Below are 22,281 nucleotides of genomic sequence, written 5' to 3'. Positions count from 1 at the left end.
GCAGTCATGGGATCGAAGCGGCCTGCCAACCGCGGACAGAAACGTGCAGAAAAGACCAAGGCCCGGCAACGGCGTCACCAGCAATCCCGACCTGCCCCCACCGGTGCCGTCACCGAACGCACCGCCGATCTGATCGACGGTTTCGTCGAATGGCTCGACGAGAGCGAGATGTCGGAACAATCGGAGGCGATCTCTCGACTCGTGTCGTCGACACTGACCCAACTGGCCGGAGCCCGTAACGGCTTCTCTCCCAGCGCCTGGCTGCCCGCCGATGCACACCTGCTGGTGGACGCCGCGGAACGCATCCTGCAGGACGAGTCCGACACGGCCGAGGACACCGCGGTCAATCTGGTACTCACGTCACTGCAGTACCTGACCTTCCTCGACGAGACCGATCTCTGGGACGGCACTCCCGAGGACTACTCGCACTGCATGGAAGATCTCTCGGACTTCCTCCAAGGCGACGAGCCCGACATGCTCGACGCCGACGACATCGATCTGCCCGACGTCTCGCTGGCCCAGGAACTCGCCGCGATCTCCGCGTTGCCGCTGCTACCCGCCCTCGACGACATCGTCGCGCGCGTGGCCGACGGGTTGGCGGTGGGTGAGGACGCCGACCTGCAGCGCGCAGTCGGCTCCACCCCGCTCGATCCCGCCCGGCTCGAGGTGGGTGCCGCGGTCGACTACTGGTCGACGGCCATCGCGACCGAATTGATTCGCATCGACGGTGACACCGCCAGGCCGGGCGACAATGCGCATTCGCTGGCAGGCCGAGGCGCGGAGACGGTGCACGAGCTGGTCGCCGAACACGTTCGCGTCCAGCTGTCGGGAGATGCCGACGACCCCGATGTGTCACGTTCGCTGGCGAACACGTTCGCGGTACAGACGCTGCTCGCCGCCATGACGGACGAGCTCCCCATCAACAACGAGGGCGAGGACTACGCCGAACTCGAAGGTGAGGATCTGCGTACGGCGCAGTTGATCGACCACCGCGTCCGATCTCTCATCGAGCAGGGCATCCTTGTCAAGATCGAAGAAGTACTCGCCGTTCCGCACGCGTTGCGTCCGGCAGTGCTCGACGGTGTCGCCGAGGCCCTGCCGTTCGGTGTGATCGACGAGGAGTCTCAGCACGACCCGCTCCACAGCTCGGTCGAGGATTCAGCGTCGTCGTGACGGCCCCCGCGAACACCGAGACCGTGTCGGTGGTCGCCGCTAGCGTCACCGACTGTGCGTTACGCCAACGCGATCTGGGTAAGGAGCCGACATGAGCGATTCACTCGAGTTCGACTTCGACGTCGACGCTGCCTGGATGCAGTTCCAGCGTAGACTCGGCGACTACGTCAGCGCGATGCGCGACGGCGATGCGCTGGTGATCGAGTCGCGATACGACAGCACCGACGGCGTGCCCGACACCGCAGCCTGCGTGCAGTTCTACGCCTGGGATCTCGATATGGTTCGCTGCGAGATCCCGGCGAACGAGCACCTGCATCACAGCCGTGCCATCACCGAAGAGCAACGGGAAGCTCTCGGCGCGTTGGGGTTTCGCATGTCGGTCGATTCCGAACCGACCGCTCCGCACGTGGACCGGAATCGATCCTGGTCCGACGATCTGGCCAAGACGACCGTTGCGGTGTTCCGTGACATCTGGGGTCTCCCGCATCCGTCGTTCCTGAGCTCGCGCGCCACCGGCCGATACGACGTACCGAGTTTCGACGTCGCCACCCCCGAGCCCGGCATCACTGTCGTTCCGATGTGCGTACAGCCCAAGGGCAAGGAACACCTGCAGCAACTGGTCGATCGAGCGCTCGAGCCGTGGTTCGGTTTCCCGCCGGATCACGACCCCGACGGCGACATCCCCCTGCGGTTCGTCAACGGCACCGCATACGTGTCGGTCAAGCCCACCGAACCCGTGGTCGAGATCAATTCGACGCTTGTGCACGCCGTGTCGGGACGAACCCGCGCAGCCGAGTTGTTGGTCGATCTCAATTTGCAGCTGCCCGATGTGATGCTGCACCTGGTCCAGGACTGCATCGTCGCCCAGGTGCGGGTGAGCGGCTCCCCCTTCGTTGCCGATCACTTGCTGTGGGCAGTGCGGATGCTCAGTCACGTATGGGAGCAGGTCGACGAGAAATTCGCCGAGGATTTCGGTGGAGCGCTCGGCGAACCGACGCCGCCCCCGATCGAAGCAGAGGACTTTCCGGACGGTCTGCTCGAATTGGTCGATCTGATAGCCGAATCCGCGGAGCCACTCGACCTCGACACCGTCCTCGAACGTTGTGACTCCGATCGCGATGTCGTCGCCTCCTACCTGCGCATCAGCGCCGAGCAGGAGGCGTCGTGGCGTGGCATGGCGGTCGCTGCCGATCTCGGGGACGAGCACTGCGACGTCGACGAGGCAGACCGCGAAGCCGGCAAATGGGGCCGCGCCGTGGCTGCGCTGCGCGAGGTACTGCGCAGCACACCCGAGCAGGTCACGCCGGTGGTCGATCCGTCGGCGATCCAGTTGCAACTGTTCGAGACCGACGAGGTGGCCGAGGTATCCGACGAACGTTCGGACGAACAGTAGACGGAAACCGAACACGGTTTTTCAGCGCGCTTCCCTTTCGTGTTAACTGGGGTTACATTAACTCCATGTTCGCACATCGTTTGGAGAAGCCATGACACTGACGACAGGCACCACGTCCGTTTCGGTCGATACCGACACCGCGGACGAGCAGCAGTACATCGAGACACTCACCCTGTTGTCCGAGGGTTCTGTTCACAAGCACTTCGACCCGTACGTGGATATCGACTGGGAGTCCGAGAAGTTCGCGGTGCCCGCGAACGATCCTCGCTGGGTACTGCCCACGAAGACGGACCCGATCGGCGGCCACGCCTGGTACCGAGCACTGCCGCTCGAGAAGCAGATCGAGATCGGCATGTGGCGTCAGGCCAATGTCGCCAAGGTCGGTCTTCAGTTCGAGAACATTCTGATCCGCGGCATGATGCAGTACGTGTTCTCGCTGCCCAACGGCTCGGCCGAGGCACGCTACTGCACCCACGAATCAATCGAAGAGTGCAACCACACCCTGATGTTCCAGGAGATGGTCAACCGCGTCGATTCCGATGCTCCCGGCATGAGTCGCCCGATGAAGATGCTCTCGCCGTTCATCCCCCTGTTCGCCACTTTGTTGCCCGAGTTGTTCTTCGTCGGCGTTCTCGCGGGCGAGGAGCCCATCGACCACATTCAGAAGTCGGTCCTGCGGTCCGGTGAAGAAATCCACCCGATCATGCAGAGCGTCATGGCGATTCACGTCGCCGAGGAAGCGCGGCACATCTCGTTCGCACACCAGTTGCTGCGTCGCCGCGTCCCCAAGATGTCCAAGGCCGGACGGTTCTTGCTCTCGCTGGCCTTCCCGATCACGATGCGCATTCTGTGCGACGTCATCGTCATTCCGCCGAAGAAGTTCTGGACGAAATTCGACATCCCGAAGCAGGTGAAGAAGGACCTGTTCTGGGGTACTCCGGAGTCGCAGCACGCACTGCAGGACTACTTCGGAGACGTCCGCATGCTGGCCAACGACACCGGAATGATGAATCGCGCCGCTCGCCTGATGTGGAAGCTGTGCGGAATCGACGGCAAAGCGTCCCGTTTCCGCAGCGAACCCGACCGCAGTTCCAGCCAGTTCGCCGCATAGCGCCAGCCCCAGCCGTCAGGAAACCTCATGCCCCACGTCGTCACCCAGTCATGTTGCAGCGACGCATCGTGCGTCTACGCGTGTCCTGTCAACTGCATCCATCCCACTCCCGACGAGCCGGACTTCCTGACGGCGGAGATGTTGCACATCGACCCGCAGTCGTGTGTCGACTGCGGCGCATGCGTCTCGGCCTGCCCGGTCGATGCCATTGTGCCGCAGGCGAAACTGACAGAGGCACAACTGCCGTTCCTGACGATCAATGCGGATTTCTACAAACAGGAGCGCCCGCCTCGGCCGATCCTGGCACCGGTCACGCCTGCTGCGTCGGTCTCGCGGGATCGTCAGCCGCTGCGAGTCGCGATCGTCGGATCGGGCCCATCGGCGATGTACGCCGCGGACGAGCTGCTCACGCAGCCGGGCGTGAGCGTCGACGTCTACGACCGACTCCCACAACCACACGGCCTCGCTCGACTCGGCGTCGCACCCGATCATCAGAAGACGCGTCAGGTATCTCGCCTGTTCGAAACCATCTCTGCACAAGAGGGATTCACGTACCACCTCGGCGTGGAGATCGGCAAGGACGTCACGCACGACGAGTTGATGGACACCCACCACGCCGTCATCTACGCGGTCGGGGCGTCATCGGATCGTGAGCTCCGCATTCCCGGTGCCGAATTGCCCGGGCGCAGTTCGGCAACCGACTTCGTCGCCTGGTACAACGGCCACCCCGACCACGCACATCGCACATTCGACCTCTCGCACGAGCGCGCGGTGGTCGTCGGCAACGGCAACGTCGCCCTCGACGTCGCCCGCATTCTGACGATGAATCCGGATGCGCTCGCTCGGACCGACATCGCTCCGCACGCCTTGGACGCATTGCGCCACAGCTCCATTCGCGAGGTGGTCGTCGTCGGTCGCCGCGGCGTGGCGCAGTCCGCCTTCACCGTTCCCGAGTTCGCCGGGCTGCTGACCGTCCCCGATATCGACCTGGCCATCGACCGCAGCGAACTCGCGCTCGATCCGGTCACCGTCCGACTCGCGAGCACCGACGACCTACCCCACGCCGTGGCGCAGAAGCTTCAGTTGCTTCGCCACGTCGACGAATCCCCCGAACACAGCGACGGCCGCAGGCGAATCACCCTGCGCTATCTTCTCTCCCCCACCCGCATCCTCGGCACCGATCGAGTGACGGGCGTCGAGTTCGAGCGGATGGGCCTGTCCGCCGACAGCGAGGACGTGGTTCGCAGCGTCCCGACCGGCGACGTGGACATCGTCGAGGCCGGTCTCGTCCTCACCTCGATCGGCTACCGCGGCGTTGCGCTCCCCGGAGTCCCGTTCGACGATCGTGTCGGCATCATTCCCAACAACGGCGGGCGCGTCCTGGAGGAAGTAGGTGGGTCGACCGCGACCGGCACCTACGTCACCGGCTGGATCAAGCGTGGCCCCTCGGGATTCATCGGCACCAACAAATCCTGCGCGCAGGAAACCGTCGGACACCTGGTCGACGACTTCAACGCCGGTCGCCTGACGGACCCGATCGAGTTGCCCAGCACGTGGCCGGCCGACTCGAGTCGAAGCCCACTGCGACGCTCCAAAGCACTGCTCTCGACGCTGCGCCGCTCCTGACCGATCGCGCACCCCGGTTGGGATCAATGTGCCTTTCGGTCACTCCGAGTGCAACAACGTCGCATTCATCCGGACGGCCTCGAGGTTGAAGCGTCTACTATCGGGGTAACTACAGTCATCGGTCACCGATTCACGGCGGGCCAACACCTCGAGGAGCACGAGATGCCGGCCCTACGACGCATCTTCACCAGAACTGCTGTCCCAATTGTCGGTATTGCCATGGCGTTGGTGTGTGCGGCACCGGCCCAGGCTTTGCCGACACCCGGCGACCTCGCCGATGTCCCGGCACGGACGTCGTTGTCGTACGAACATCTCCCGACAGGGACCTATGTGGGCAGCGCTGAGGACAACTCGGCGCGCCCGGGACTGTCGACGGTCAAGCTCTACATGGCAGATTACGTCGTCCGCTTCGGCGATGGTTCGCCGAGAGACCTCGATCTCGCCGCGCGGATGATCCAGGTCAGCGACGACGGTGCCGCTTCGACGCTCGACAACAAGTACCCCCAGGCAATTTCGGCGACCGCCGCGGAGTACGGACTCACCTCTACCTCGCGGGGAGGTTTCTGGGGCAACTCGTCCACGAGCACAGCCGACACCGTGCGATTCTTGGCGGCGAAGAAGCGCACCGACCCCGCCAGCCCGGTCCTCGCCTGGGTGAACACCGCGGCTCCTGTGGCACGCGACGGAATGGTTCAGGACTGGGGCACCCAGCGATTGTCAGGCGTGACGGGGAGCAAGTGGGGATGGGCCGACGACCGGTCGAGTGTTGTCGCGTCAGCGTCGATCGGCGATGATTTCGTCGTCGCCTCCAACACGTACGGACCGAGCAGCACCAACACCGACGACGTCTTGGGCGCGCTCGGCGGAATCGAATTGACGGCACCGCCCGCCGCCGTCTCTGTTCCGAACCTTCCCGTGATCCCCGGTCTGCCGTCGGTCGAGGAACTGCTGCAGATGCTTGCCCCTCGCTGACACGTTCGAAAAGTTTGTCGGACCCCTCCCCTACTCTGCGTCTCACCGAACAGTTCGGTGACCACACCGGGGGACGTGGAGGGGACGACGATGAGTCGTATCGATTTGGACAGTTTTTTCAAGTACACGCGGGCGACCAGCGCGTGGCAGGATGCCGATCCGAGCGAATTGCTCGACAGCGGAATCGGATTCGCCCAACTCGGATCAGTGGGGAAAGACAGGGTCCGGCTGATTGCGGAACGTTTGGCCGCTGTGGCCGAGCAACAGGCTGGTTCGATACTCGATCGGGCGGCTCGAACACTCGACGATGCTCTCGACACGGCGTTCGAAAACGGTTGGCAGCCCGCCGAACTCGTCCATGTCACGCTTCAGTGCGCCGGAGGCGACGGCACAGTGGTCATGGTCGAGGCCATCGGAGCACACACGGCGCGAAGCTCGGCCGAGCGCCTCGCTCCGGATTCATGGCGTGATCAGCTATCCGAGCTGCACGTCGACTCCGCCGGGGGCACGACAGCCGAGAGACTTCAGCGGTGGCGTTCGTACAACCGACGATCGTCGGCGCAGTCCTGGTACACCCTTTTGCTCGTACTCGGTTGTTCGACATGGCTGTTGCCTCTCGAGAAGCTCCTGCCCCCTCCGGCCCGGTGGACCTCACAGTCGGCAGCGACCGGCCCCCGGCGAGCCACGGACTCGAAGATGCTCGGCAGAATCCGAGGGCTGCTGGCCAAGGCCGAGTCGACGCAATTCCCCGCTGAGGCCGAGGCGTTATCGGCCAAAGCCCAAGATTTGATGACGCGCTACGCGATCGACAGCGCGCTTCTCGATGTGGGGAACCCTCGCAGCCTGATCGACGATGTCATCACTCGACGCATCATGGTGAGCAATCCGTACTCCAAAGCCAAACTGCTTCTGCTGCACTGCGTATGCCATGCAAATGGTGCCAGGACACTGTGGAAGAAGAAGTACTTGCTGGCCAGCATCATCGGCATGCCCGTCGATCTCGATTTGTGCGAGCTCCTCTACACCTCGCTACTCGTGCAATCGACGCGCGCACTCGACGAGGTGGCCGATTCGCCGGCAGCGCGGACCCGAAGTTTCCGCAACGCTTTCTTGATCGCCTACGCCCACCGTATCGGGGAACGACTGACCGAAGCACGCGACCGCGCCACCGCGGCCGCCACTCGAGAACACGGCTCTGCGCTGGTGCCCATCATGGCGGAACGAACCGACGCAGTCGACCGAGCGTTCGCGGCCCGGCATCCGACGACGAGAACGGTCAGGTTCAGCAGCGACAATGCAGCGGGATCGCATGCCGGCCGTGCCGCCGCCGAACGCGCGGACCTTACCGGTGGGCGCGAACGTATCGACAAATCCGATCTGGCCTCGTAGTGCGCGCTACATTGACTGCCATGACCGGTCTCGATACTCCCCTGACGCCCCTTCGCTTTCTCGAACGCGCAGCGGAGGTCCACCCCCACAAGACCGCCGTGGTGGACGGGCCCAGGACATTCACCTACGAGCAGTTCGCTGCCGACGTCACCCGGCTCGCGCACGCACTGCGCGCGTCGGGTGTCGGCCACGGAGATCGGGTGGCCTACATCGCGTCCAACTCTGCGGAGCTGTTGTTCGCGCACTACGCGGTTCCACTGGCCGGTGCCGTTCTGGTCGCAATCAACACCAGACTGTCGCCCGCCGAGGTTCGCTACATCTGCGATCACTCCGGTTCGGTTCTGCTGGTGGGTGATTCGGAGCTGCTGGCCGGGCTCGGAACAGATCCGATCGCCGATTCGGTCCGTGAGATCGTCGAGACACCCGCCCCCGACGGCACGTACGCAACGCTGCCGCACGCCACTCGATACGATGCCTTCCTCGAGCGAGGCTCCGACGATCCACTGGAGTGGGAGGTCGACGACGAGACGTCGACCATCACGATCAACTACACCTCGGGCACCACCGGTCGACCCAAGGGCGTGATGTACACCCACCGCGGTGCCTATCTCAATTCGCTCGGAGAACTGCACCACCAGGGATTCGGCGTCGACACCCGATACCTGTGGACACTGCCGATGTTCCACTGCAACGGATGGTGCACCACCTGGGCGGTCACGGCCGCGTCGGGCACGCACGTGTGCCTCCGCGGAGTGCGCGGAGACGCTATCTGGTCGGCCATCGACAACGGTGTCGATCACCTTGCCGGCGCGCCGACGGTGCTGACCACTCTTGCCACTGCCGCAGAGGCGCATTCGCTCGACAGACCCCTGACCATCGTCACGGCGGGCGCTCCACCGAGTCCGACGATCATCAGCAAGATCCGAGCGCTGGGAGCGACGCTCGTACACGTGTACGGCCTCACCGAGACCTACGGTCCGTACTCGGTGTGCGAGGCGAAGCAGGAATGGCTCGAATTGGACGCCGACGACCAGGCTCAGCGCTTGGCGCGACAGGGAGTCGGCATGCTCACTGCCGACCGTTTGCGCGTGGTACGAGACAAGCCGGATGCAGGCGGAACGTTGATCGACGTCGAACCCGACGGCGTCGAAATGGGTGAGATCGTCATGCGCGGCAACAACGTCATGAAGGGGTACTACGACGACGCAGCCGGTACGACGCAGGCCTTCGCGGGCGGCTGGTTCCATTCCGGAGACCTCGGGGTGATGCATCCCGACGGGTACGTTCAGCTGCTCGATCGGGCCAAGGACGTCGTCATTTCCGGCGGCGAGAACATCTCGACGATCGAGGTCGAACAGGCACTTGCCAGCCACCCAGCCGTCGCCGATGTGGCGGTCATCGGAGTGCCGGACGACAAATGGGGAGAGCGACCGAAGGCATTCGTGGTGCTGGTGCCGGGTGCGGACGCCTCCGAGGCAGAGCTCGTGTCGCACGTGAAATCGGCTATCGCGTCGTACAAAGCCCCGCGCGCAGTCGAATTCATCGTCGAGTTGCCGAAGACATCGACCGGCAAGATCCGAAAGAAGGAGCTGCGCGACGCCGAGTGGGGCACGTCCACATCGAAGATCAACGGGTAGCCCGGAACGTCACGCCATCTGCACACCGGCGATTTCGGTGACGCCGCCCTTGCCATCGAACGACAACTGCCGAAAGGCCACCTTCTCGACGAAGAACCTGTCGTGACTCACCAGAATCACCGCGCCGGGAAACGCCATCAAGGCGCGTTCGAGTACCTGAGTGCTCTGCAGGTCGAGGTGGTTGGTGGGCTCGTCGAGCACAATGACGCCTGCGCCGAACAGTAGGCACTGAGCCAGGGCAACGCGCGCTTTCTGGCCGCCGGACAGAACTCCGATCTTCGACTTGAGATCCAGCTCGGAGAACTGCAGCAGCGTAAGGAAGCGGTGCACTTCCTTCTTCGTTGCCGTGAGCGCGAGACTGCCCGGCATTGCGTTGACCGAGTGCGACACGGTGTCGTCGAGATCGAGATCGGCCAGCACCTGGTTGTAGTAGATGAACGACGGAGCCTTGGTCTTCCATTTGATCTTGCCGTCGTCCGGTTGCTCGGCACCGACGAGGATGTCCACCAGAGTGGTCTTTCCACATCCGTTGGGTCCGGTGATGGCAATGCGGTCGCCGCGGTGCACGGTGAACGAGATGTTCTCGAAAAGTCGTTGCTCGCCATAGCTTTTGGAGATCCCCGTGATCTCGGCCAGGTTGTCGTGCACGTGCAGTCCGCCGTAGATCGCAGTGACCACCGTATCGACGGGGCGCGGACTCTTGCTCTTCTTGATGTTCGCCAGCCGCCGCTTGAGCACCCCGCTGGGGTTCTTCACCGCTTCCTTGCGATCGCTGATCGCTTCCTGCTCGTAGGCCAGCAATTGTTGTTCGTTGCTGAACTCACGTTCGAGGTTCTTGAGCCTGAACTGCTTCTGCTGAACGTATTCCGAATAGCTTCCGTCGTACGTCTGCAGGTGACGGTTCTCGATTTCGACGATGCTGGTGACGACCTGCTCGAGAAACGCGCGGTCGTGCGAGACCACGAGGAGCGCACCGCGGAAGTCGCGTAGCCACCGTTCGAGCCAGGCGATTCCGGCAACGTCGAGGAAGTTGGTCGGCTCGTCGAGCAGCAGAACGTCCGGTGCCTCGATCAGAATCTTGGCCAGCGCTGCGCGGTTGCGCCAACCACCCGACAGGCGATCGACGGGGAGCGCACGTCGTTCGGCGTTGAATCCGAGCATCGACAGCACAGTGTCGATCTGCTGGTGGTAGGTCCAACCGCCGCTGTTCTCCATGGCGTCGAGCAGTTCGGCTTGCCGATCGACGAGCTTGTACATCTGCTTCTCGTCGAGGTCACCGCCGAGTGCGGCCTCGACTTCGGCCAACTCGACCTCGATCGCGTGGACAGCGACGAACAGCGATTCGAGCTCCGCTTGGATGCTGCGATCGCCGTCGAGTTCCGAGAACTGTGAGAAATACCCGATTCGTGCACCCTCGGTGACATCGACGGTTCCGGAATCGGGCGTCTCACGCCCGAGAAGAAGCTGCAGCAGGGTGGTCTTGCCCGTGCCGTTGCGGCCGATCAGACCGATGCGATCGCCGTCAGCGAGACGAAAGAACACCTCGCGCAACATCACCTTCTGGTCGTATCCCTTGGCGACGTCGTTCAAGCGGATCCAGCTCAAGCGTTCACTTCTCCTGAAAAAACGGGTCCGCTGAGTCGTCGAACCGGGCCAGCTCACTGTAGCCGGGCTGGAGCCGTCGCCATCCCCGTCGTCCGCCTGATCGGCTCCCCTGCTTCGAATGACCGACGCCGATCGGAGGCACATATCCAGAATCGAGGGGCTGATTCACACCTCGCCGTCGGGCACACTCATCGGGCGGTGATGGTCGCGAGCGAATCGACAGGCGGGGAGACCACCACGGGATCGCGGCCGGACCACAAATCCAGCACCGCCTTGGGACGCGCCAACAACTCTCGCGCGTAATTACGCACCACCGCAAGGGTATTGCAGTCGATGCACTCCGCCGTGACCCCATCGACGTCGAGGTCCATGTCCTCGCACAACGCTACTGCTCGCGATACATGGAGAGGTTGACTGATGATGAGTCCGCGTTCGACCCCGAAGGTCTCTTTCGCCCGTGCGCAGGTGTCGTAGGTGTCGATGCCGTGATCGTCTCCGATGATCACCGCAGGATCGATTCCGTGCTCGATCAGATAGTCGGTCATCGCTTGAATCTCGTTGCCGGAGTTACCGTCTGCATCACCGGAAACCAGAATTGCCTTGATCTTCCCCGCCGCCATCAACGCAATCGCAGTGTCGAGACGTCCGGAGAGAAATCGCATCGGCTTGCCGTCGCGCACCTGCGCACCGAGGACGATGGCCACCGGTGCGTCCGGCGCATCCTCGACGTCGTAGACCTTCCCCGCCGTCGCGTATGCCACCCAACCGGCCGATGCCAGAACGACGGCAACCAGGGCTGCGACCACCGCGCAGAAGGCACGAACGAGTCGCCCGGCCAATCCTCGGGGCTTCGATCTGGTACTCATGATCTCGTTTCGTCGGTGGGAAGAAACCTCAAGCTAACCCACCAATACGAAGTCCGAGCGTCGCCGAGGCGCACCCATACCGATTCCACAGTGATCCCTCAGAGCCCGCCCCTGCTTGATTGCACTGTTCGGACACGGAGTACCGTTCGATCAGTGAATCCGCTGCTGACCTCTCGACGCTACGTCGACTTGCGTCTGCAAGCCAGCGCTACCTGTTGACGGTTCTCTAGACCGCATCCCCTCCGCTCGGCCGATCGGCCGGCGAGTATTTTTGTCGTCCATCCTCGGCGACACCTCTCCTTTTCGAAAGGCATATCCATGTCTGCGCCCAGCGCTACCCGAACGCGCCGTGTCCCTACCTGGGCAACCGCGTTCGGTCCACAGATCGTTGCCGGTCTCGTCCTCGGTGTCGTATTGGGACTCATTGCCCGGTCGATGCCCGATGCTGCAGACGGCAACGAGAACTGGTTGGTCGGCACGCTGTCGACCATCGGTTCGAGCTACGTCAAGCTGCTCACCGTCGCGGTGATCCCGCTGGTGTTCACCGCCATCGTCAGTTCGATCGCCAACCTGCGCGAGGTCACCAATGCTGCCCGTCTGGCGATTCAGACGCTGTGGTGGTTCGCCATCACGGCATTCATCGCCGTCATCATCGGCATCGTGATCGGGTTGGTCGCGCAGCCCGGTTCGCGTACCAGCGCAGGTGCCGATTCGGCGGGCGATCCGTCGAGTGTCGGGTCGTGGTGGTCGTTCCTCACCGGACTGGTACCGAACAACTTTCTCGCACTCGGCGCGAAGACCACTGTCGCCGAGAGCGGCACCGCAACCACATCATTGAGCTTCAACATCTTGCAGTTGCTGGTGATTGCCGCTGCCATCGGTATCGCAGCGCTCAAGGTCGGCAAGAAGGCCGAGCCGTTCCTCGCGTTCAACGCGTCGCTGTTGGCCATCGTGCAGAAGGTTCTGTGGTGGATCATTCGCCTCGCGCCGATCGGCACCGCCGCACTCATCGGCAACGCGGTGGCGACCTACGGCTGGGATGCCATCGGCTCGCTCGGCGTATTCACCGTGTCGATCTACGTCGGTCTGGCTGTGGTGTTCTTCGTGGTGTACCCGGTGATCGTTCGCGCACATGGACTTTCGGTACGGAACTTCTACTCGGGAGTGTGGCCCGCCACCCAGCTGGGCTTCGTCTCGCGTTCGTCGATCGGAACCCTGCCACTGACCGAACGCGTCACCGAACGTAACCTCGGAGTCCCGCGGGAGTACGCGTCGTTCGCGGTTCCTCTCGGGGCGACGACCAAGATGGACGGTTGCGCGGCAATCTATCCCGCGATCGCGGCACTGTTCGTCGCTCAGTTCTACGGCATCGATCTGACCATCACCGACTACCTGCTGATCATCGTCGTGTCCGTGATCGGTTCTGCCGCAACGGCAGGAACAACCGGTGCGACGGTGATGCTCACCCTCACGCTGTCGACCCTCGGACTGCCACTGGCCGGCGTCGGTCTACTGCTCGCAGTGGAGCCGATCGTGGACATGGGTCGCACAGCAGTCAACGTCACCGGTCAGGCATTGGTGCCGACCATCGTTGCCAAGCGCGAAGGAATTCTCGACCTCGAGCGCTACAACGCTCCGCGAAACGGCGATCCCTTCGTCGACGAGGAAGCGGAAGTGGAACTGGCCCGCTAGCAGCGCGTTTCGAACGATCGATCCCGACGACCGAGCAACTGGGTCGTCGGGATTTTTCGTCTATCTCGGCGGGGAGAGCGCCTCTACGGTGGCCGCAGTCGCAGTATCCGTAGCCTCGACACTGGCGAAATAGTGTTGAAAGAACTCCCGCATCGTCTTGATGATCTCGATCTGCCGTGTAATCGCGAAGCGGGCGGAGCCCTCCTCCCCAACTGCCAAACGATGAAACTTTGCCCCGAGCATCTGGGCTGAGGGCAGCTCACCGAATGCTTCGAGCTTCGATAGTCTGAGCGTCATTTCGAGCATTCTGTACAAATCGTCGAGGTAATCGGCGCATACGTTGTCGCACTCGCGCGCCATGTCCGCTTCGACGTGAAGTGCGCCGTCCGATGCTTGCTGTCGTAGCGACCGCCAGTGGGTCAAGTTCTTGTCGAGTCGTTCGGATTCGTCGATCATTGAGTCCTCTTCTCAGGCCGGCAGGAAGCTCTGGAGCTCGGTGGCGTGTCTGTGAACCTCGGCGCAAGGGTCCCCCAAAACGTCTTCCAATCCGATCCTGTCCAAGGCGAAGATGATCAGATTCCCACTCACATCGAGCACAATGTCGCATCCAGTCGGCGGATTTCCCTGGTAGTCAGCGTTGTAGCGCACTGCGGCACGCGAGCCGACCTGGATAGGAAGCTGCCGCTCGTTCTGCGGGCTACGCAAGTATTCGTCGATCGAGTTGATGGACGACATGACGGAGAGGTAGTACCAGGGGTTGGTTCCGGAGGCGTCCCAGGTGCAGTTCTTCCAGCCGGGGTACGTCGTGATGCCCGCGAAGTCCGGTCGCTCGGTGCTGACGTCCAACCCACTTGCTGTCACTGCAGACTTCGGGATGGTGCAGGGGTCGAATGGCTCCGGGGCCCCCGCCGTCCTCGTCGATTCCGTCGAGGCGTCTCCGTTTGCGACTGGACTCCCCTGCGTCGATCCCGAACAACCCGCCAACACCAGGGCCGAAGCACACACCGCCGCGAACCGCCGCCCACCCATTACCCGCATTCGTTCAACCTCTCTACACAGACGTCACTGAGAGGTTGGACGCGAGGGGCACCCGATCGGTTCCCTATACGCGCTGCGAGGCCTTGACCTCCTGCGACTCGACCGAGTGAACACTCCTACGTTCCGCCGCCCACACCCACAGGGCCAGCGATATCAGCGCGATCACTTCGGCGACGACGAGCACTCGCTCCACGTAACCGAGGGTGACCACCCGGTACCAGGGTCGCGGGCCGGTGGCACCGGCGACCAGGGCGTAAGCGATGGGCAGCAGCGTCATGACCGACAGCATGCTCAGTCCCAGCGTGATCCGGGCCCGAGCCGCCCACACGGCGTCACGAATCCAGGGACGGGAGAAGAGAAAGACGGCTACCGGGATGCTGACGAACGCCACAGCCGCACCGAGTCGGTGAATCGTCCCGCCGACGCTCAGCGACGCGTCGTTGGACCAATCCTGCTTCGGCACCGCGACGACGGCCACGAGTCCCACGGTCCACAGAGTCAGGCAGATCGAGGCGGCCGATGTGGGCCGGGTGAGTCGATGCCGAAGTGCGGACGCGAGAGTGAGTGCCGAGCCGAAGGCGAGCAGGACGACCCCGATCGAGAACACCCACTGCTGCGCGCCGAGTCCGTATTCGCTGATCGTGCGACGCAAGTGCGAGGGCGTCTGCAAAGCGGTGTACAGATCGAGAACCAGCACCACCAGCGCACCCAACACGATCAACAGAGCGCCGATCCTGGCCGGTCGAATCTGCACGTTGTTTCCACCCTCCGGGACGACGTCGATCGCCGTCCACACTCCATGTTGCCCGAAGAACCGATCTACATCCCTTGACCGAGGCTGTAGCGTCGAATAACGTACAACCACATGGTTGTAGATCAGCTGGATGACGCCGGCATCGATCGCCTTTTCCAGGCATTCGCAGACACGACGCGTCGTGACATCGTCGCGAAGGTCACTGTCGGCGAGCAGTCGGTCTCGGAGTTGGCTTCTCACTACGCCATGAGTTTCGCCGCCGTACAGAAACACGTGGCAGTTCTCGAACGCGCTGCGGTGATCACGAAACAGAGGCGCGGCAGGGAGCAGATCGTGCGAGTTCGATTGGAGACCATCGCCCGAGCCCGCGCCTTGCTCGACGGATACGAAGAAATCTGGCGAGATCGCGTCGGGAGGATCGACGAACTTCTTTCCCAGGACGAGAAAGGCTGAATCATGCCGTTCATCAGCTCACACAAGGATGCAGAAAACTTGACCATGACCGTGACCGCGGAGTTCGACGCGAAAGTAGAACGCGTCTGGCAGATCTGGGAGGACCCACGTCAGCTCGAACGGTGGTGGGGTCCGCCGACATGGCCTGCGACATTCGTCTCCCACGACTTCGTTCCGGGCGGCAAGGCGTCGTATTACATGTCCGGGCCCGACGGCGAAAAGGCCGCCGGCTGGTGGCTTTTCACCGATATTTCAGCTCCGACCACGCTGTCCTTCGACGACGGGTTCGCCGACGACTCCGGCAACCCGTCGTCGACGCTGCCCGTCACGCACGCCGTGGTAACTCTCGAGGATGTCGACGGCAGAACACGTATGACCATCAGGTCTCGATTCGACAGCCTGAGCCAGCTCGAAGAACTCGCCGCGATGGGCATAGAGGAGGGCATGGAGTCGGCAATGGGTCAGATCGACGCCATCGTCGCCGAGTGACCGTTGTGCGTGGAACCTCGACCCCTGCTACGAGTTTCCACGCACCTGCGGCGCAGCCGCTCTACTCGGGAACGGAGCTGACGGTGAACGGCTCGACGGGCTCTCCCCCACGCTTGTCGAACTGGCTGTTGACCACGAGCAGTCGATCGTCCACTGCCGCAACGGTTGTCGGGTAGGCAAACGATGCGTCGGTGATCTCACCGGTGACCGCGCCGGTTCTGCCGTCGTCATCGAGGTCGACCTTGGCGATGAGCCCGTCACGATTGCGGACGACGTACAAGGTGTCGTCGTCCATTTCGAGGCCGTCGCCGTTGGTCAGGGTCGCGCCGCCCAGATCGACCTGGGTGACCTCTTTCGAGGTCTTGTCGATGCGATAGAGGTTGCCGGTACTGGACTGCACGACGATCAACGCCGATTCGTCGTCGTTCTCGACGATGCCGTTCGCGTTGAAGCCCTCCCCGTACGCGAAGGGAGTGCCCTCGAAGCTCACGAACGTCTCCAACGGAGCGTCCTGCGTTCCGGCCGTCATCTGCTCGACGGGAATGCGGTACAACGCCGGGCTGCGTGAGTCCGTGATGTAGGCATCACCGTTGTCGGCAATGGCGACGTCGTTGAGGAATGTCGCATCGGTGCCGAGACCGTTGGTGAACGTGCCGATCAGATCACCGGAATCGGCGTCGTACACCCATACCTTGCCGGTGGCCCCACCGGCGATCACCAAGTAATCGGCGCGATCGTCGTCGTCGGTCACGTCGAGTCCGGCAGCCGCGGTGCGTCCGTCCGCGCCGCCGGGCAGGAACACCGAGACATCCGCGGAGCCGACGGTTCCGCGGAACACCGCGCCATCGGATGTGGACGTCACATAGAACGTGTCGTCCGCGGCCGTGATGCCCTCGGGGAACACTCCACTGCCGGGCAGGTTGTAGACCGTCGCCGAGCTCGAACTCAGAGATGTCGACGCAGGCGCGGACGAATTGCTCGTCGTGGCCGGTGCCGGATCGGGCGAGTCCGAGGACCCGCAGGCACTCAGAAACAGTGTGGCGATGGCAACAGCGGGGGCTACTCGCGAGACTCGGTTCACACCATCGAGTGTTCCATATGTCTCAATCTTCGGGCATTTCACCTGGTGAGCAGATTTTGGGCCCATCAGTTTCGTACTGTCGTAGTCATGAGTGCCTCCTCCTCCCTTGCCGCAGCCGACAGCGACCTCGGAGGGATCGCCGGATGGGCAGTGAGTCTGATGGAGGCCATCGGTGGCCCCGGCGCAGGAATTGCGGTGGCCGCCGAGAACTTCTTCCCGCCGCTGCCGAGCGAGATCATCCTGCCGCTGGCGGGGTTCACCGCATCCCAGGGCGGGATGACTCTGCTGAGTGCGCTGTTCTGGACGACGGCCGGATCGGTACTCGGCGCACTGGTTCTGTACTGGCTCGGCGTCAAACTCGGGCGCGACCGGATGTACGCCATCGTCGATCGGATGCCGTTCGTCGGAACCGACGATCTGACCAAGGCCGAGGATTGGTTCACCCGCCACGGACGGTCGGCGGTGTTCTTCGGCCGCATGATCCCCATGGTCCGTTCGGGCATATCCATCCCGGCCGGCGTGTCCCGGATGCCGGTTCTGCAATTCCTGCTGTACACCACCCTCGGCAGCCTGATCTGGAACTCGATCTTCGTGCTCGCCGGCTACTTCCTCGGCGAGAACTGGCACTACGTGGAGAGCTACGCGGCGGTGTTCCAGTACGTCGTGATCGGCATCGTGGTCGCGCTGATCGGCTGGTTCGTGGTCAAGAAGGTCCGGTCCCGTCGCGTCGAGGTGCAGTGACTGTTCACAGGTCGTCGATGTCGATGAACCCGTCCTGCAGAGCACGCACCAGCAACGTTGCTTTGGTCGGTGCCGTTCGTCCCACTGCCGTGTATTTCGCTCTGATGCGAGTCAGGTGTGTGTTGACGGTTCCCATCGAGAGATAGAGCGAGCGCGATGCCTCCGCTTTGGAATCCGAGATGAGCCATGCGGTGAGAACCTCGATTTCACGAGCGCTGAGCCGTGGGTCGGGGGCATCGCCGATGCGGATGTCGAGCAATGTCATGACGATCCTCGATTTCGGGCGTCACCGCTGTCCCGGTGGCGCTGATACGGCCAATGACACAGCACTCGCTCCGCTGCGTCACTCCGAGGAATGACCGAGGTTGCTCTCACCCGAGAGTGAACACTGTCACCTGCGCAGTCACGGTCGGCCCCACCTCGGTAAAGTCCGCCACTATGACCGAGCTCGACGCGACCGCCGCCCACTTCGTCGAGGCGGGTGTCACATTGTTGGTCACCCATCCGCAGAAGATTCTCGAACGCGGATTGCGTATCGAAGACGTCGTTCACGAGGCCGACTCGTCGACAGCAACGTTCTTCCGCAAGTTCAGCACCAAATCCGACTTCCTCGCCACGGTCGTCGAACATCTGTCTCGAAATCATCCACCCACCGACGTTCGCGAGACCGTTCGCATCCAGATGACGGACAGCGGTGCATCGATTCGCGCGACGGTGACTGCCCTCGTTGCGCGCTACTTCCCGGCGGTAGTCGACCGGAGGAGCATCACCGAGTCTCTTCTCGATCTTGTTTTCAGCGGGCCGACTTCCGGGACCCTCGCCGGAAGCTACCGCGTTCGAGACGATGCCGTCCTGGAGGCATTCGAGGCGCTGTTCGATCCCGACGGTGGCGCTTTTCGCCGTCCCTTCACGGCCCGATCGTTCGCCATGACTGTCAATGCTGTCGTCGACGGCTTTCGCATCCGCAGTCAGGTGGACGCCTCCTCCGTATCGGCCGATGTGATGTCCGACGCGGTGCTGGCCTTCCTCGGGGCCGTCGTCGACACGTCCGGACATCATCAGCACCTCGACGACGTCGTGCGGGATGTCGGTGCACCGGTCGAGGAGCGGCCGCTTCCTCGCGATCCGCGTGCCGCGATCGTCACCGCGGCGCGCGACGAGTTCGGTAAGCGTGGGTACTTCATGACGCGCATGGACGACGTCGCCGATATCGCCGGAGTGCCGAGGGCAGCGTGCAAGACTCTGTTTCCGACCAAGCCGTCCGTCATCGTTGCGGCACTGCAGAGCCGGGTCGATCGTCTTCGTGAGTCGGTGGCCGACGACCAACTGCTCGGCCTCGACGAGCTCACGATTCTGCAGAATCACATGCTGCGGTGCGCGCAACTCGCCTCCGACGAACTCGAATTCATGGACGCTCTCCTCGTCGCCGTCGCACACGACACTTACGGCGAACCGGAGGGACTGATCTCGATCAAGGAAAAGCTCAACCTGCCGGCAATCATCGCACCGGTCATCGCACGAGGGCAGGACACCGGCATATTCCGAAAGAGCTCGAGCCCAGTCGATCTCGCGGCAGGCATCACCAACACGCTGCTGATGCGGTGTTTCACCCGACGACAGAACAGCCCGCAGGACAACGCGACGTTCGTCGGTGAACTCCTCCTCGACGGACTCAGTGCGCGCTGAGCATCGACCGCGTGCGTGTCGTAGGCAGAAATGCCGCCGACGAATGAAGCGAGGGCCACTGGCGATGCTGCAACCACTCCCCTGATTCAGTCCTTCGGAACGCGGTACCGGCCACCTTTGGCGACGAACACCACGTATCCCAGAATGGCCAGCACGTACAGCGCCGTCGGTACCGCGAGAACCCAGACGCTGACGGAGTCGCCTGTGGTCGCGCCCGCAACGCCGGTGATCCAGGCGAAGAGCAATGCCGTTGCCACGCCGATCCAGTCGAGATCCTCGGCCATCTTCCGGTTCACCTCCGGTCGATTCTCGGCGGCAGTCCAGTACTCGTGCATCTTTCGACTCGGCAGATTCACCATGGACGCCGGAACCTTGGGCAACCACCAACCGATACTCGCGAACAACCCGATCATCGCAAATCCGATGCCGCCCATCGTGAGCAGGAAGGACAGCTTCGACTCCACGCGATCGACCTGACCGGATCCGTCGAAGTGCGCGGGAACTCGGTCCCCCGCGGTGACGGCGACCCAGATCAGAGCAGCGATGAACACCAGAGTTGACAGCAGCAGGGCCGCACGCGAAAGCTTCATCGAAGTCCACATTAGTGCCTCCGGCATCGGTGTGGTGCCGTGGCTCCGGGGCCTCCGCTCCCGTGTCACGGAAGGCACCTGTCCGCACCACTGCCGGAGGCACCGATGCCCAACAACGAGTTCGGGGACTTCCAGACCCCGATCGAGTTGGCACGTGCGTTGGTGAGCACCCTGCCTCGAAGGGCGTGGACCCGCGTCCTCGAACCCACGTGCGGTGTCGGAAACTTCCTGTCTGCCGTCGGGGATCGCCATCCCGATGCAGAACGTGTCGGAATCGAGGTGCAACCCGAGTACGCCACGGCAGCATCGACATTCGGCAGAGTGATCACTGCCTCGATTTTCGATTTCGACCTTGCACGCGACATCGCATGGACATCCGCGCCCGGCCCGACTCTCGTCGTCGGCAACCCACCATGGGTGACCAATTCTCAGCTCTCGGTTCTGGGCTCCAGCAACAGACCGGCTCGCGCGAACACCGAGAACGCGCGCGGAATCGATGCGATCACCGGAAGCTCCAATTTCGATATCGCAGAATTCATTTGGATCAAGCTCCTCGCCGAGTTCGCAGATCGCCCGGTCACCGTTGCAATGATCTGCAAGACCCAGGTAGCGCGAAACATCCTGTTGCACTGCGCTCGGCACGGCCTTCCGATCACCGGTTCGAGTCTGCGCCCCATCGACGCCAAGAAGTGGTTCGACGCCGGAGTGGATGCCTGTTGGTTCGTGGTCGAACTCGGAACCGGCGCAACCGACCACACCGCGCAGGTGTATCCGAGCATGGATGCACTGCACCCCAGCACCAGAATCGGAGTGGTAGACGGACAGCTCGTCGCGGATGTCGACGCCTACGAGCGAAGCAAGCAGTTCGATGGCATCAGTCCGCTGATGTGGCGTCAGGGCATCAAACACGACGCGTCTGCCGTCATGGAATTGACCGAGAACGACGGCCCGCGAACAAAACTCGGAGCCTCGGTCGACGTCGAGAAGGACTTCCTGTTTCCCCTGTTCAAATGTACCGATGTCTACCGCGGCAAGCTCGCCGAAGTGTCGCGGTGGATGATCGTGCCGCAGTCCCACACCGGTGACGACACCGCGCAGTTGGCGGCCAGCGCGCCGAAGCTGTGGAAGTACCTGACCGACAACGCCGCTGTTCTCGACGGACGGAAGTCGTCGATCTACCGCAAGAGAGCCCGCTTCTGCATCTTCGGAGTGGGGCCGTACACGTTTTCTCCGTACAAGATCGCGATCTCCGGGTTCCACAAGGTTCCGCAGTTCAGGCTGGTCGGCCCCTACGACGGCAGACCTGCGGTGTTCGACGATGCCACCTATCTCCAGCCGTTCGAGGACCCAGCGACATGCGCGGTCGCCCATGCACTGTTGACCGGCCAGGAGGCCACGGATCTCATTGCTGCACTTGCATTCTGGGACAGCAAACGACCCGTGACGAAGAAGCTGTTGCAACGCATCGACCTGCACGCGATCGCCTGCGCGACCGACCCCGGAGCGCTCCGAGAGCGTGCTTCCGATGTTGCGGCCAGGCACGGTCTACTATTGGGGGCCGCATCGCTCACTCGCGCGGTGAATATCGCGAGGGAGCAGCCACAATGAATCCCGATGCTCCTCAACGACAGCCTGTTCCTGAGCTGGCTCTACTCCTCATCGGCGGATCCATGTTCTTTGTGGCCACAGTCGTCGAGTCGGATGCGTTGTTCATTGCGTCGATTTTCCTCTGTGTCTTCGCCGGTTTCGCAGCCTTGATCTCGACGTGGTTGTCCCGTCGGAGCCGGCGAACAATCGCGCTCCTCACCATCCTCGGACTTATCCTGACCGGTATCGGTGCTGCGTTCATGGTGAAGGACGCATCGGAACCCGTCATCTTTTCACTCGGTCTTCTCATTTACCCTGGCGGCAGTCTCGCACTGTCCGGAGTCATCAACCTGGTGTCTCGCGGGCTCCGTCGCAACGACAGCTAGTTTCCACCGCGT

Annotated in this window: 22 protein-coding genes; 14 read left to right on the top strand and 8 right to left on the bottom strand. The window is 62.9% G+C overall.

Features of this window, described 5'->3' with window-relative positions; genetic code table 11:
* The first annotated feature begins 6 nt into the window (after positions 1-6).
* The 7 genes from QM615_RS15815 (at position 7) to QM615_RS15785 (ending at position 9,301) form a co-directional block, all read left to right on the top strand.
* Positions 7-1,173 (top strand): hypothetical protein, encoded by a 1,167-nt coding sequence (locus QM615_RS15815; RefSeq protein WP_149407779.1) that lies wholly within the window; start codon positions 7-9, stop codon positions 1,171-1,173.
* A gap of 91 nt (positions 1,174-1,264) precedes the next feature.
* Complete coding sequence (locus tag QM615_RS15810; RefSeq protein ID WP_149407780.1) at positions 1,265-2,566, top strand: T3SS (YopN, CesT) and YbjN peptide-binding chaperone 1; 1,302 nt, start codon at positions 1,265-1,267, stop codon at positions 2,564-2,566.
* 91 nt (positions 2,567-2,657) lie between these two features.
* Positions 2,658-3,677: an AurF N-oxygenase family protein gene (locus tag QM615_RS15805; RefSeq protein ID WP_149407781.1), complete on the top strand. Its 1,020-nt coding sequence runs from the start codon at positions 2,658-2,660 to the stop codon at positions 3,675-3,677.
* A gap of 27 nt (positions 3,678-3,704) precedes the next feature.
* Complete coding sequence (locus QM615_RS15800; protein ID WP_149407782.1) at positions 3,705-5,303, top strand: FAD-dependent oxidoreductase; 1,599 nt, start codon at positions 3,705-3,707, stop codon at positions 5,301-5,303.
* A 162-nt stretch (positions 5,304-5,465) separates the two neighbouring features.
* Entirely contained in the window at positions 5,466-6,275 is an 810-nt protein-coding gene (locus tag QM615_RS15795) for a hypothetical protein (RefSeq protein WP_149407783.1), read from the top strand.
* Positions 6,276-6,365: 90 nt separating this feature from the next.
* On the top strand, positions 6,366-7,664 hold the full coding sequence (locus QM615_RS15790; RefSeq protein ID WP_149407784.1) for a DUF2786 domain-containing protein: 1,299 nt from the start codon (positions 6,366-6,368) through the stop codon (positions 7,662-7,664).
* Positions 7,665-7,684: 20 nt separating this feature from the next.
* On the top strand, positions 7,685-9,301 hold the full coding sequence (locus QM615_RS15785; protein ID WP_149407785.1) for an AMP-binding protein: 1,617 nt from the start codon (positions 7,685-7,687) through the stop codon (positions 9,299-9,301).
* A gap of 9 nt (positions 9,302-9,310) precedes the next feature.
* Here the strand turns inward: QM615_RS15785 and QM615_RS15780 are convergent, their stop codons facing one another.
* Both QM615_RS15780 and QM615_RS15775 read right to left on the bottom strand, forming a co-directional pair.
* Positions 9,311-10,906 carry an ABC-F family ATP-binding cassette domain-containing protein gene (locus QM615_RS15780; protein WP_188078833.1) on the bottom strand — a complete coding sequence of 532 codons (1,596 nt, stop codon included), beginning with the start codon at positions 10,904-10,906 and terminating at the stop codon, positions 9,311-9,313.
* A gap of 188 nt (positions 10,907-11,094) precedes the next feature.
* On the bottom strand, positions 11,095-11,772 hold the full coding sequence (locus QM615_RS15775; RefSeq protein ID WP_149407786.1) for a SanA/YdcF family protein: 678 nt from the start codon (positions 11,770-11,772) through the stop codon (positions 11,095-11,097).
* A 318-nt stretch (positions 11,773-12,090) separates the two neighbouring features.
* Here QM615_RS15775 and QM615_RS15770 point away from each other — a divergent pair, with 318 nt between their 5' ends.
* Positions 12,091-13,464 (top strand): dicarboxylate/amino acid:cation symporter, encoded by a 1,374-nt coding sequence (locus tag QM615_RS15770; RefSeq protein WP_149407787.1) that lies wholly within the window; start codon positions 12,091-12,093, stop codon positions 13,462-13,464.
* A gap of 60 nt (positions 13,465-13,524) precedes the next feature.
* Here the strand turns inward: QM615_RS15770 and QM615_RS15765 are convergent, their stop codons facing one another.
* The 3 genes from QM615_RS15765 to QM615_RS15755 form a co-directional block, all read right to left on the bottom strand.
* The gene (locus QM615_RS15765) at positions 13,525-13,920 is read right to left on the bottom strand and encodes a hypothetical protein (RefSeq protein ID WP_149407788.1); all 396 of its coding nucleotides are present in this window, start codon (positions 13,918-13,920) and stop codon (positions 13,525-13,527) included.
* A gap of 12 nt (positions 13,921-13,932) precedes the next feature.
* Positions 13,933-14,493 (bottom strand): DUF3558 domain-containing protein, encoded by a 561-nt coding sequence (locus tag QM615_RS15760; RefSeq protein WP_262498610.1) that lies wholly within the window; start codon positions 14,491-14,493, stop codon positions 13,933-13,935.
* Between the two features lie 73 nt (positions 14,494-14,566).
* On the bottom strand, positions 14,567-15,256 hold the full coding sequence (locus QM615_RS15755; protein WP_149407790.1) for a DUF998 domain-containing protein: 690 nt from the start codon (positions 15,254-15,256) through the stop codon (positions 14,567-14,569).
* Between the two features lie 111 nt (positions 15,257-15,367).
* Here QM615_RS15755 and QM615_RS15750 point away from each other — a divergent pair, with 111 nt between their 5' ends.
* On the top strand, positions 15,368-15,709 hold the full coding sequence (locus QM615_RS15750) for an ArsR/SmtB family transcription factor (protein WP_149407791.1): 342 nt from the start codon (positions 15,368-15,370) through the stop codon (positions 15,707-15,709).
* A 3-nt stretch (positions 15,710-15,712) separates the two neighbouring features.
* On the top strand, positions 15,713-16,198 hold the full coding sequence (locus QM615_RS15745) for an SRPBCC family protein (RefSeq protein WP_149407792.1): 486 nt from the start codon (positions 15,713-15,715) through the stop codon (positions 16,196-16,198).
* Positions 16,199-16,259: 61 nt separating this feature from the next.
* On the opposite strand, the gene QM615_RS15740 is transcribed toward QM615_RS15745, so the two are convergent.
* Entirely contained in the window at positions 16,260-17,279 is a 1,020-nt protein-coding gene (locus tag QM615_RS15740) for an SMP-30/gluconolactonase/LRE family protein (RefSeq protein ID WP_149407793.1), read from the bottom strand.
* A gap of 87 nt (positions 17,280-17,366) precedes the next feature.
* Here QM615_RS15740 and QM615_RS15735 point away from each other — a divergent pair, with 87 nt between their 5' ends.
* Positions 17,367-18,020 carry a DedA family protein gene (locus QM615_RS15735; protein WP_149407794.1) on the top strand — a complete coding sequence of 218 codons (654 nt, stop codon included), beginning with the start codon at positions 17,367-17,369 and terminating at the stop codon, positions 18,018-18,020.
* 4 nt (positions 18,021-18,024) lie between these two features.
* Here QM615_RS15735 and QM615_RS15730 read toward each other — a convergent pair whose 3' ends face one another.
* Positions 18,025-18,285, bottom strand: coding sequence for a LuxR C-terminal-related transcriptional regulator (locus tag QM615_RS15730; protein ID WP_149407795.1), 261 nt, complete (start codon positions 18,283-18,285; stop codon positions 18,025-18,027).
* Between the two features lie 173 nt (positions 18,286-18,458).
* On the opposite strand from QM615_RS15730, the gene QM615_RS15725 reads away from it, so the two are divergent.
* Positions 18,459-19,706, top strand: coding sequence for a TetR/AcrR family transcriptional regulator (locus QM615_RS15725; RefSeq protein ID WP_149407796.1), 1,248 nt, complete (start codon positions 18,459-18,461; stop codon positions 19,704-19,706).
* An 86-nt stretch (positions 19,707-19,792) separates the two neighbouring features.
* Here the strand turns inward: QM615_RS15725 and QM615_RS15720 are convergent, their stop codons facing one another.
* Complete coding sequence (locus QM615_RS15720; RefSeq protein WP_262498594.1) at positions 19,793-20,296, bottom strand: SdpI family protein; 504 nt, start codon at positions 20,294-20,296, stop codon at positions 19,793-19,795.
* A 105-nt stretch (positions 20,297-20,401) separates the two neighbouring features.
* Here QM615_RS15720 and QM615_RS15715 point away from each other — a divergent pair, with 105 nt between their 5' ends.
* Positions 20,402-21,904 carry an SAM-dependent methyltransferase gene (locus QM615_RS15715; RefSeq protein ID WP_283347663.1) on the top strand — a complete coding sequence of 501 codons (1,503 nt, stop codon included), beginning with the start codon at positions 20,402-20,404 and terminating at the stop codon, positions 21,902-21,904.
* Positions 21,901-22,269, top strand: coding sequence for a hypothetical protein (locus QM615_RS15710; RefSeq protein ID WP_149407799.1), 369 nt, complete (start codon positions 21,901-21,903; stop codon positions 22,267-22,269). Before QM615_RS15715 ends, QM615_RS15710 begins: the two co-directional genes overlap by 4 nt.
* The last annotated feature ends 12 nt before the right edge of the window (positions 22,270-22,281 follow it).

Source organism: Rhodococcus sp. IEGM 1341 (genome assembly GCF_030056895.1).
GTDB lineage: Bacteria > Actinomycetota > Actinomycetes > Mycobacteriales > Mycobacteriaceae > Rhodococcoides.
Note: the sequence above shows the minus strand (reverse complement) of the source record. Positions and strands in the feature narration are given on the sequence as shown.

What these genes read in the sequence shown, in the direction of transcription:
- QM615_RS15815 (WP_149407779.1), top strand. Translation starts at nt 7, where the DNA reads ATGGGATCGAAGCGGCCTGCCAACCGCGGACAGAAACGTGCAGAAAAG.
- QM615_RS15810 (WP_149407780.1), top strand. Translation starts at nt 1,265, where the DNA reads ATGAGCGATTCACTCGAGTTCGACTTCGACGTCGACGCTGCCTGGATG.
- QM615_RS15805 (WP_149407781.1), top strand. Translation starts at nt 2,658, where the DNA reads ATGACACTGACGACAGGCACCACGTCCGTTTCGGTCGATACCGACACC.
- QM615_RS15800 (WP_149407782.1), top strand. Translation starts at nt 3,705, where the DNA reads ATGCCCCACGTCGTCACCCAGTCATGTTGCAGCGACGCATCGTGCGTC.
- QM615_RS15795 (WP_149407783.1), top strand. Translation starts at nt 5,466, where the DNA reads ATGCCGGCCCTACGACGCATCTTCACCAGAACTGCTGTCCCAATTGTC.
- QM615_RS15790 (WP_149407784.1), top strand. Translation starts at nt 6,366, where the DNA reads ATGAGTCGTATCGATTTGGACAGTTTTTTCAAGTACACGCGGGCGACC.
- QM615_RS15785 (WP_149407785.1), top strand. Translation starts at nt 7,685, where the DNA reads ATGACCGGTCTCGATACTCCCCTGACGCCCCTTCGCTTTCTCGAACGC.
- QM615_RS15775 (WP_149407786.1), bottom strand. Translation starts at nt 11,772, where the DNA reads ATGAGTACCAGATCGAAGCCCCGAGGATTGGCCGGGCGACTCGTTCGT.
- QM615_RS15770 (WP_149407787.1), top strand. Translation starts at nt 12,091, where the DNA reads ATGTCTGCGCCCAGCGCTACCCGAACGCGCCGTGTCCCTACCTGGGCA.
- QM615_RS15765 (WP_149407788.1), bottom strand. Translation starts at nt 13,920, where the DNA reads ATGATCGACGAATCCGAACGACTCGACAAGAACTTGACCCACTGGCGG.
- QM615_RS15760 (WP_262498610.1), bottom strand. Translation starts at nt 14,493, where the DNA reads ATGGGTGGGCGGCGGTTCGCGGCGGTGTGTGCTTCGGCCCTGGTGTTG.
- QM615_RS15750 (WP_149407791.1), top strand. Translation starts at nt 15,368, where the DNA reads ATGGTTGTAGATCAGCTGGATGACGCCGGCATCGATCGCCTTTTCCAG.
- QM615_RS15745 (WP_149407792.1), top strand. Translation starts at nt 15,713, where the DNA reads ATGCCGTTCATCAGCTCACACAAGGATGCAGAAAACTTGACCATGACC.
- QM615_RS15735 (WP_149407794.1), top strand. Translation starts at nt 17,367, where the DNA reads ATGAGTGCCTCCTCCTCCCTTGCCGCAGCCGACAGCGACCTCGGAGGG.
- QM615_RS15730 (WP_149407795.1), bottom strand. Translation starts at nt 18,285, where the DNA reads ATGACATTGCTCGACATCCGCATCGGCGATGCCCCCGACCCACGGCTC.
- QM615_RS15725 (WP_149407796.1), top strand. Translation starts at nt 18,459, where the DNA reads ATGACCGAGCTCGACGCGACCGCCGCCCACTTCGTCGAGGCGGGTGTC.
- QM615_RS15720 (WP_262498594.1), bottom strand. Translation starts at nt 20,296, where the DNA reads ATGAAGCTTTCGCGTGCGGCCCTGCTGCTGTCAACTCTGGTGTTCATC.
- QM615_RS15715 (WP_283347663.1), top strand. Translation starts at nt 20,402, where the DNA reads ATGCCCAACAACGAGTTCGGGGACTTCCAGACCCCGATCGAGTTGGCA.
- QM615_RS15710 (WP_149407799.1), top strand. Translation starts at nt 21,901, where the DNA reads ATGAATCCCGATGCTCCTCAACGACAGCCTGTTCCTGAGCTGGCTCTA.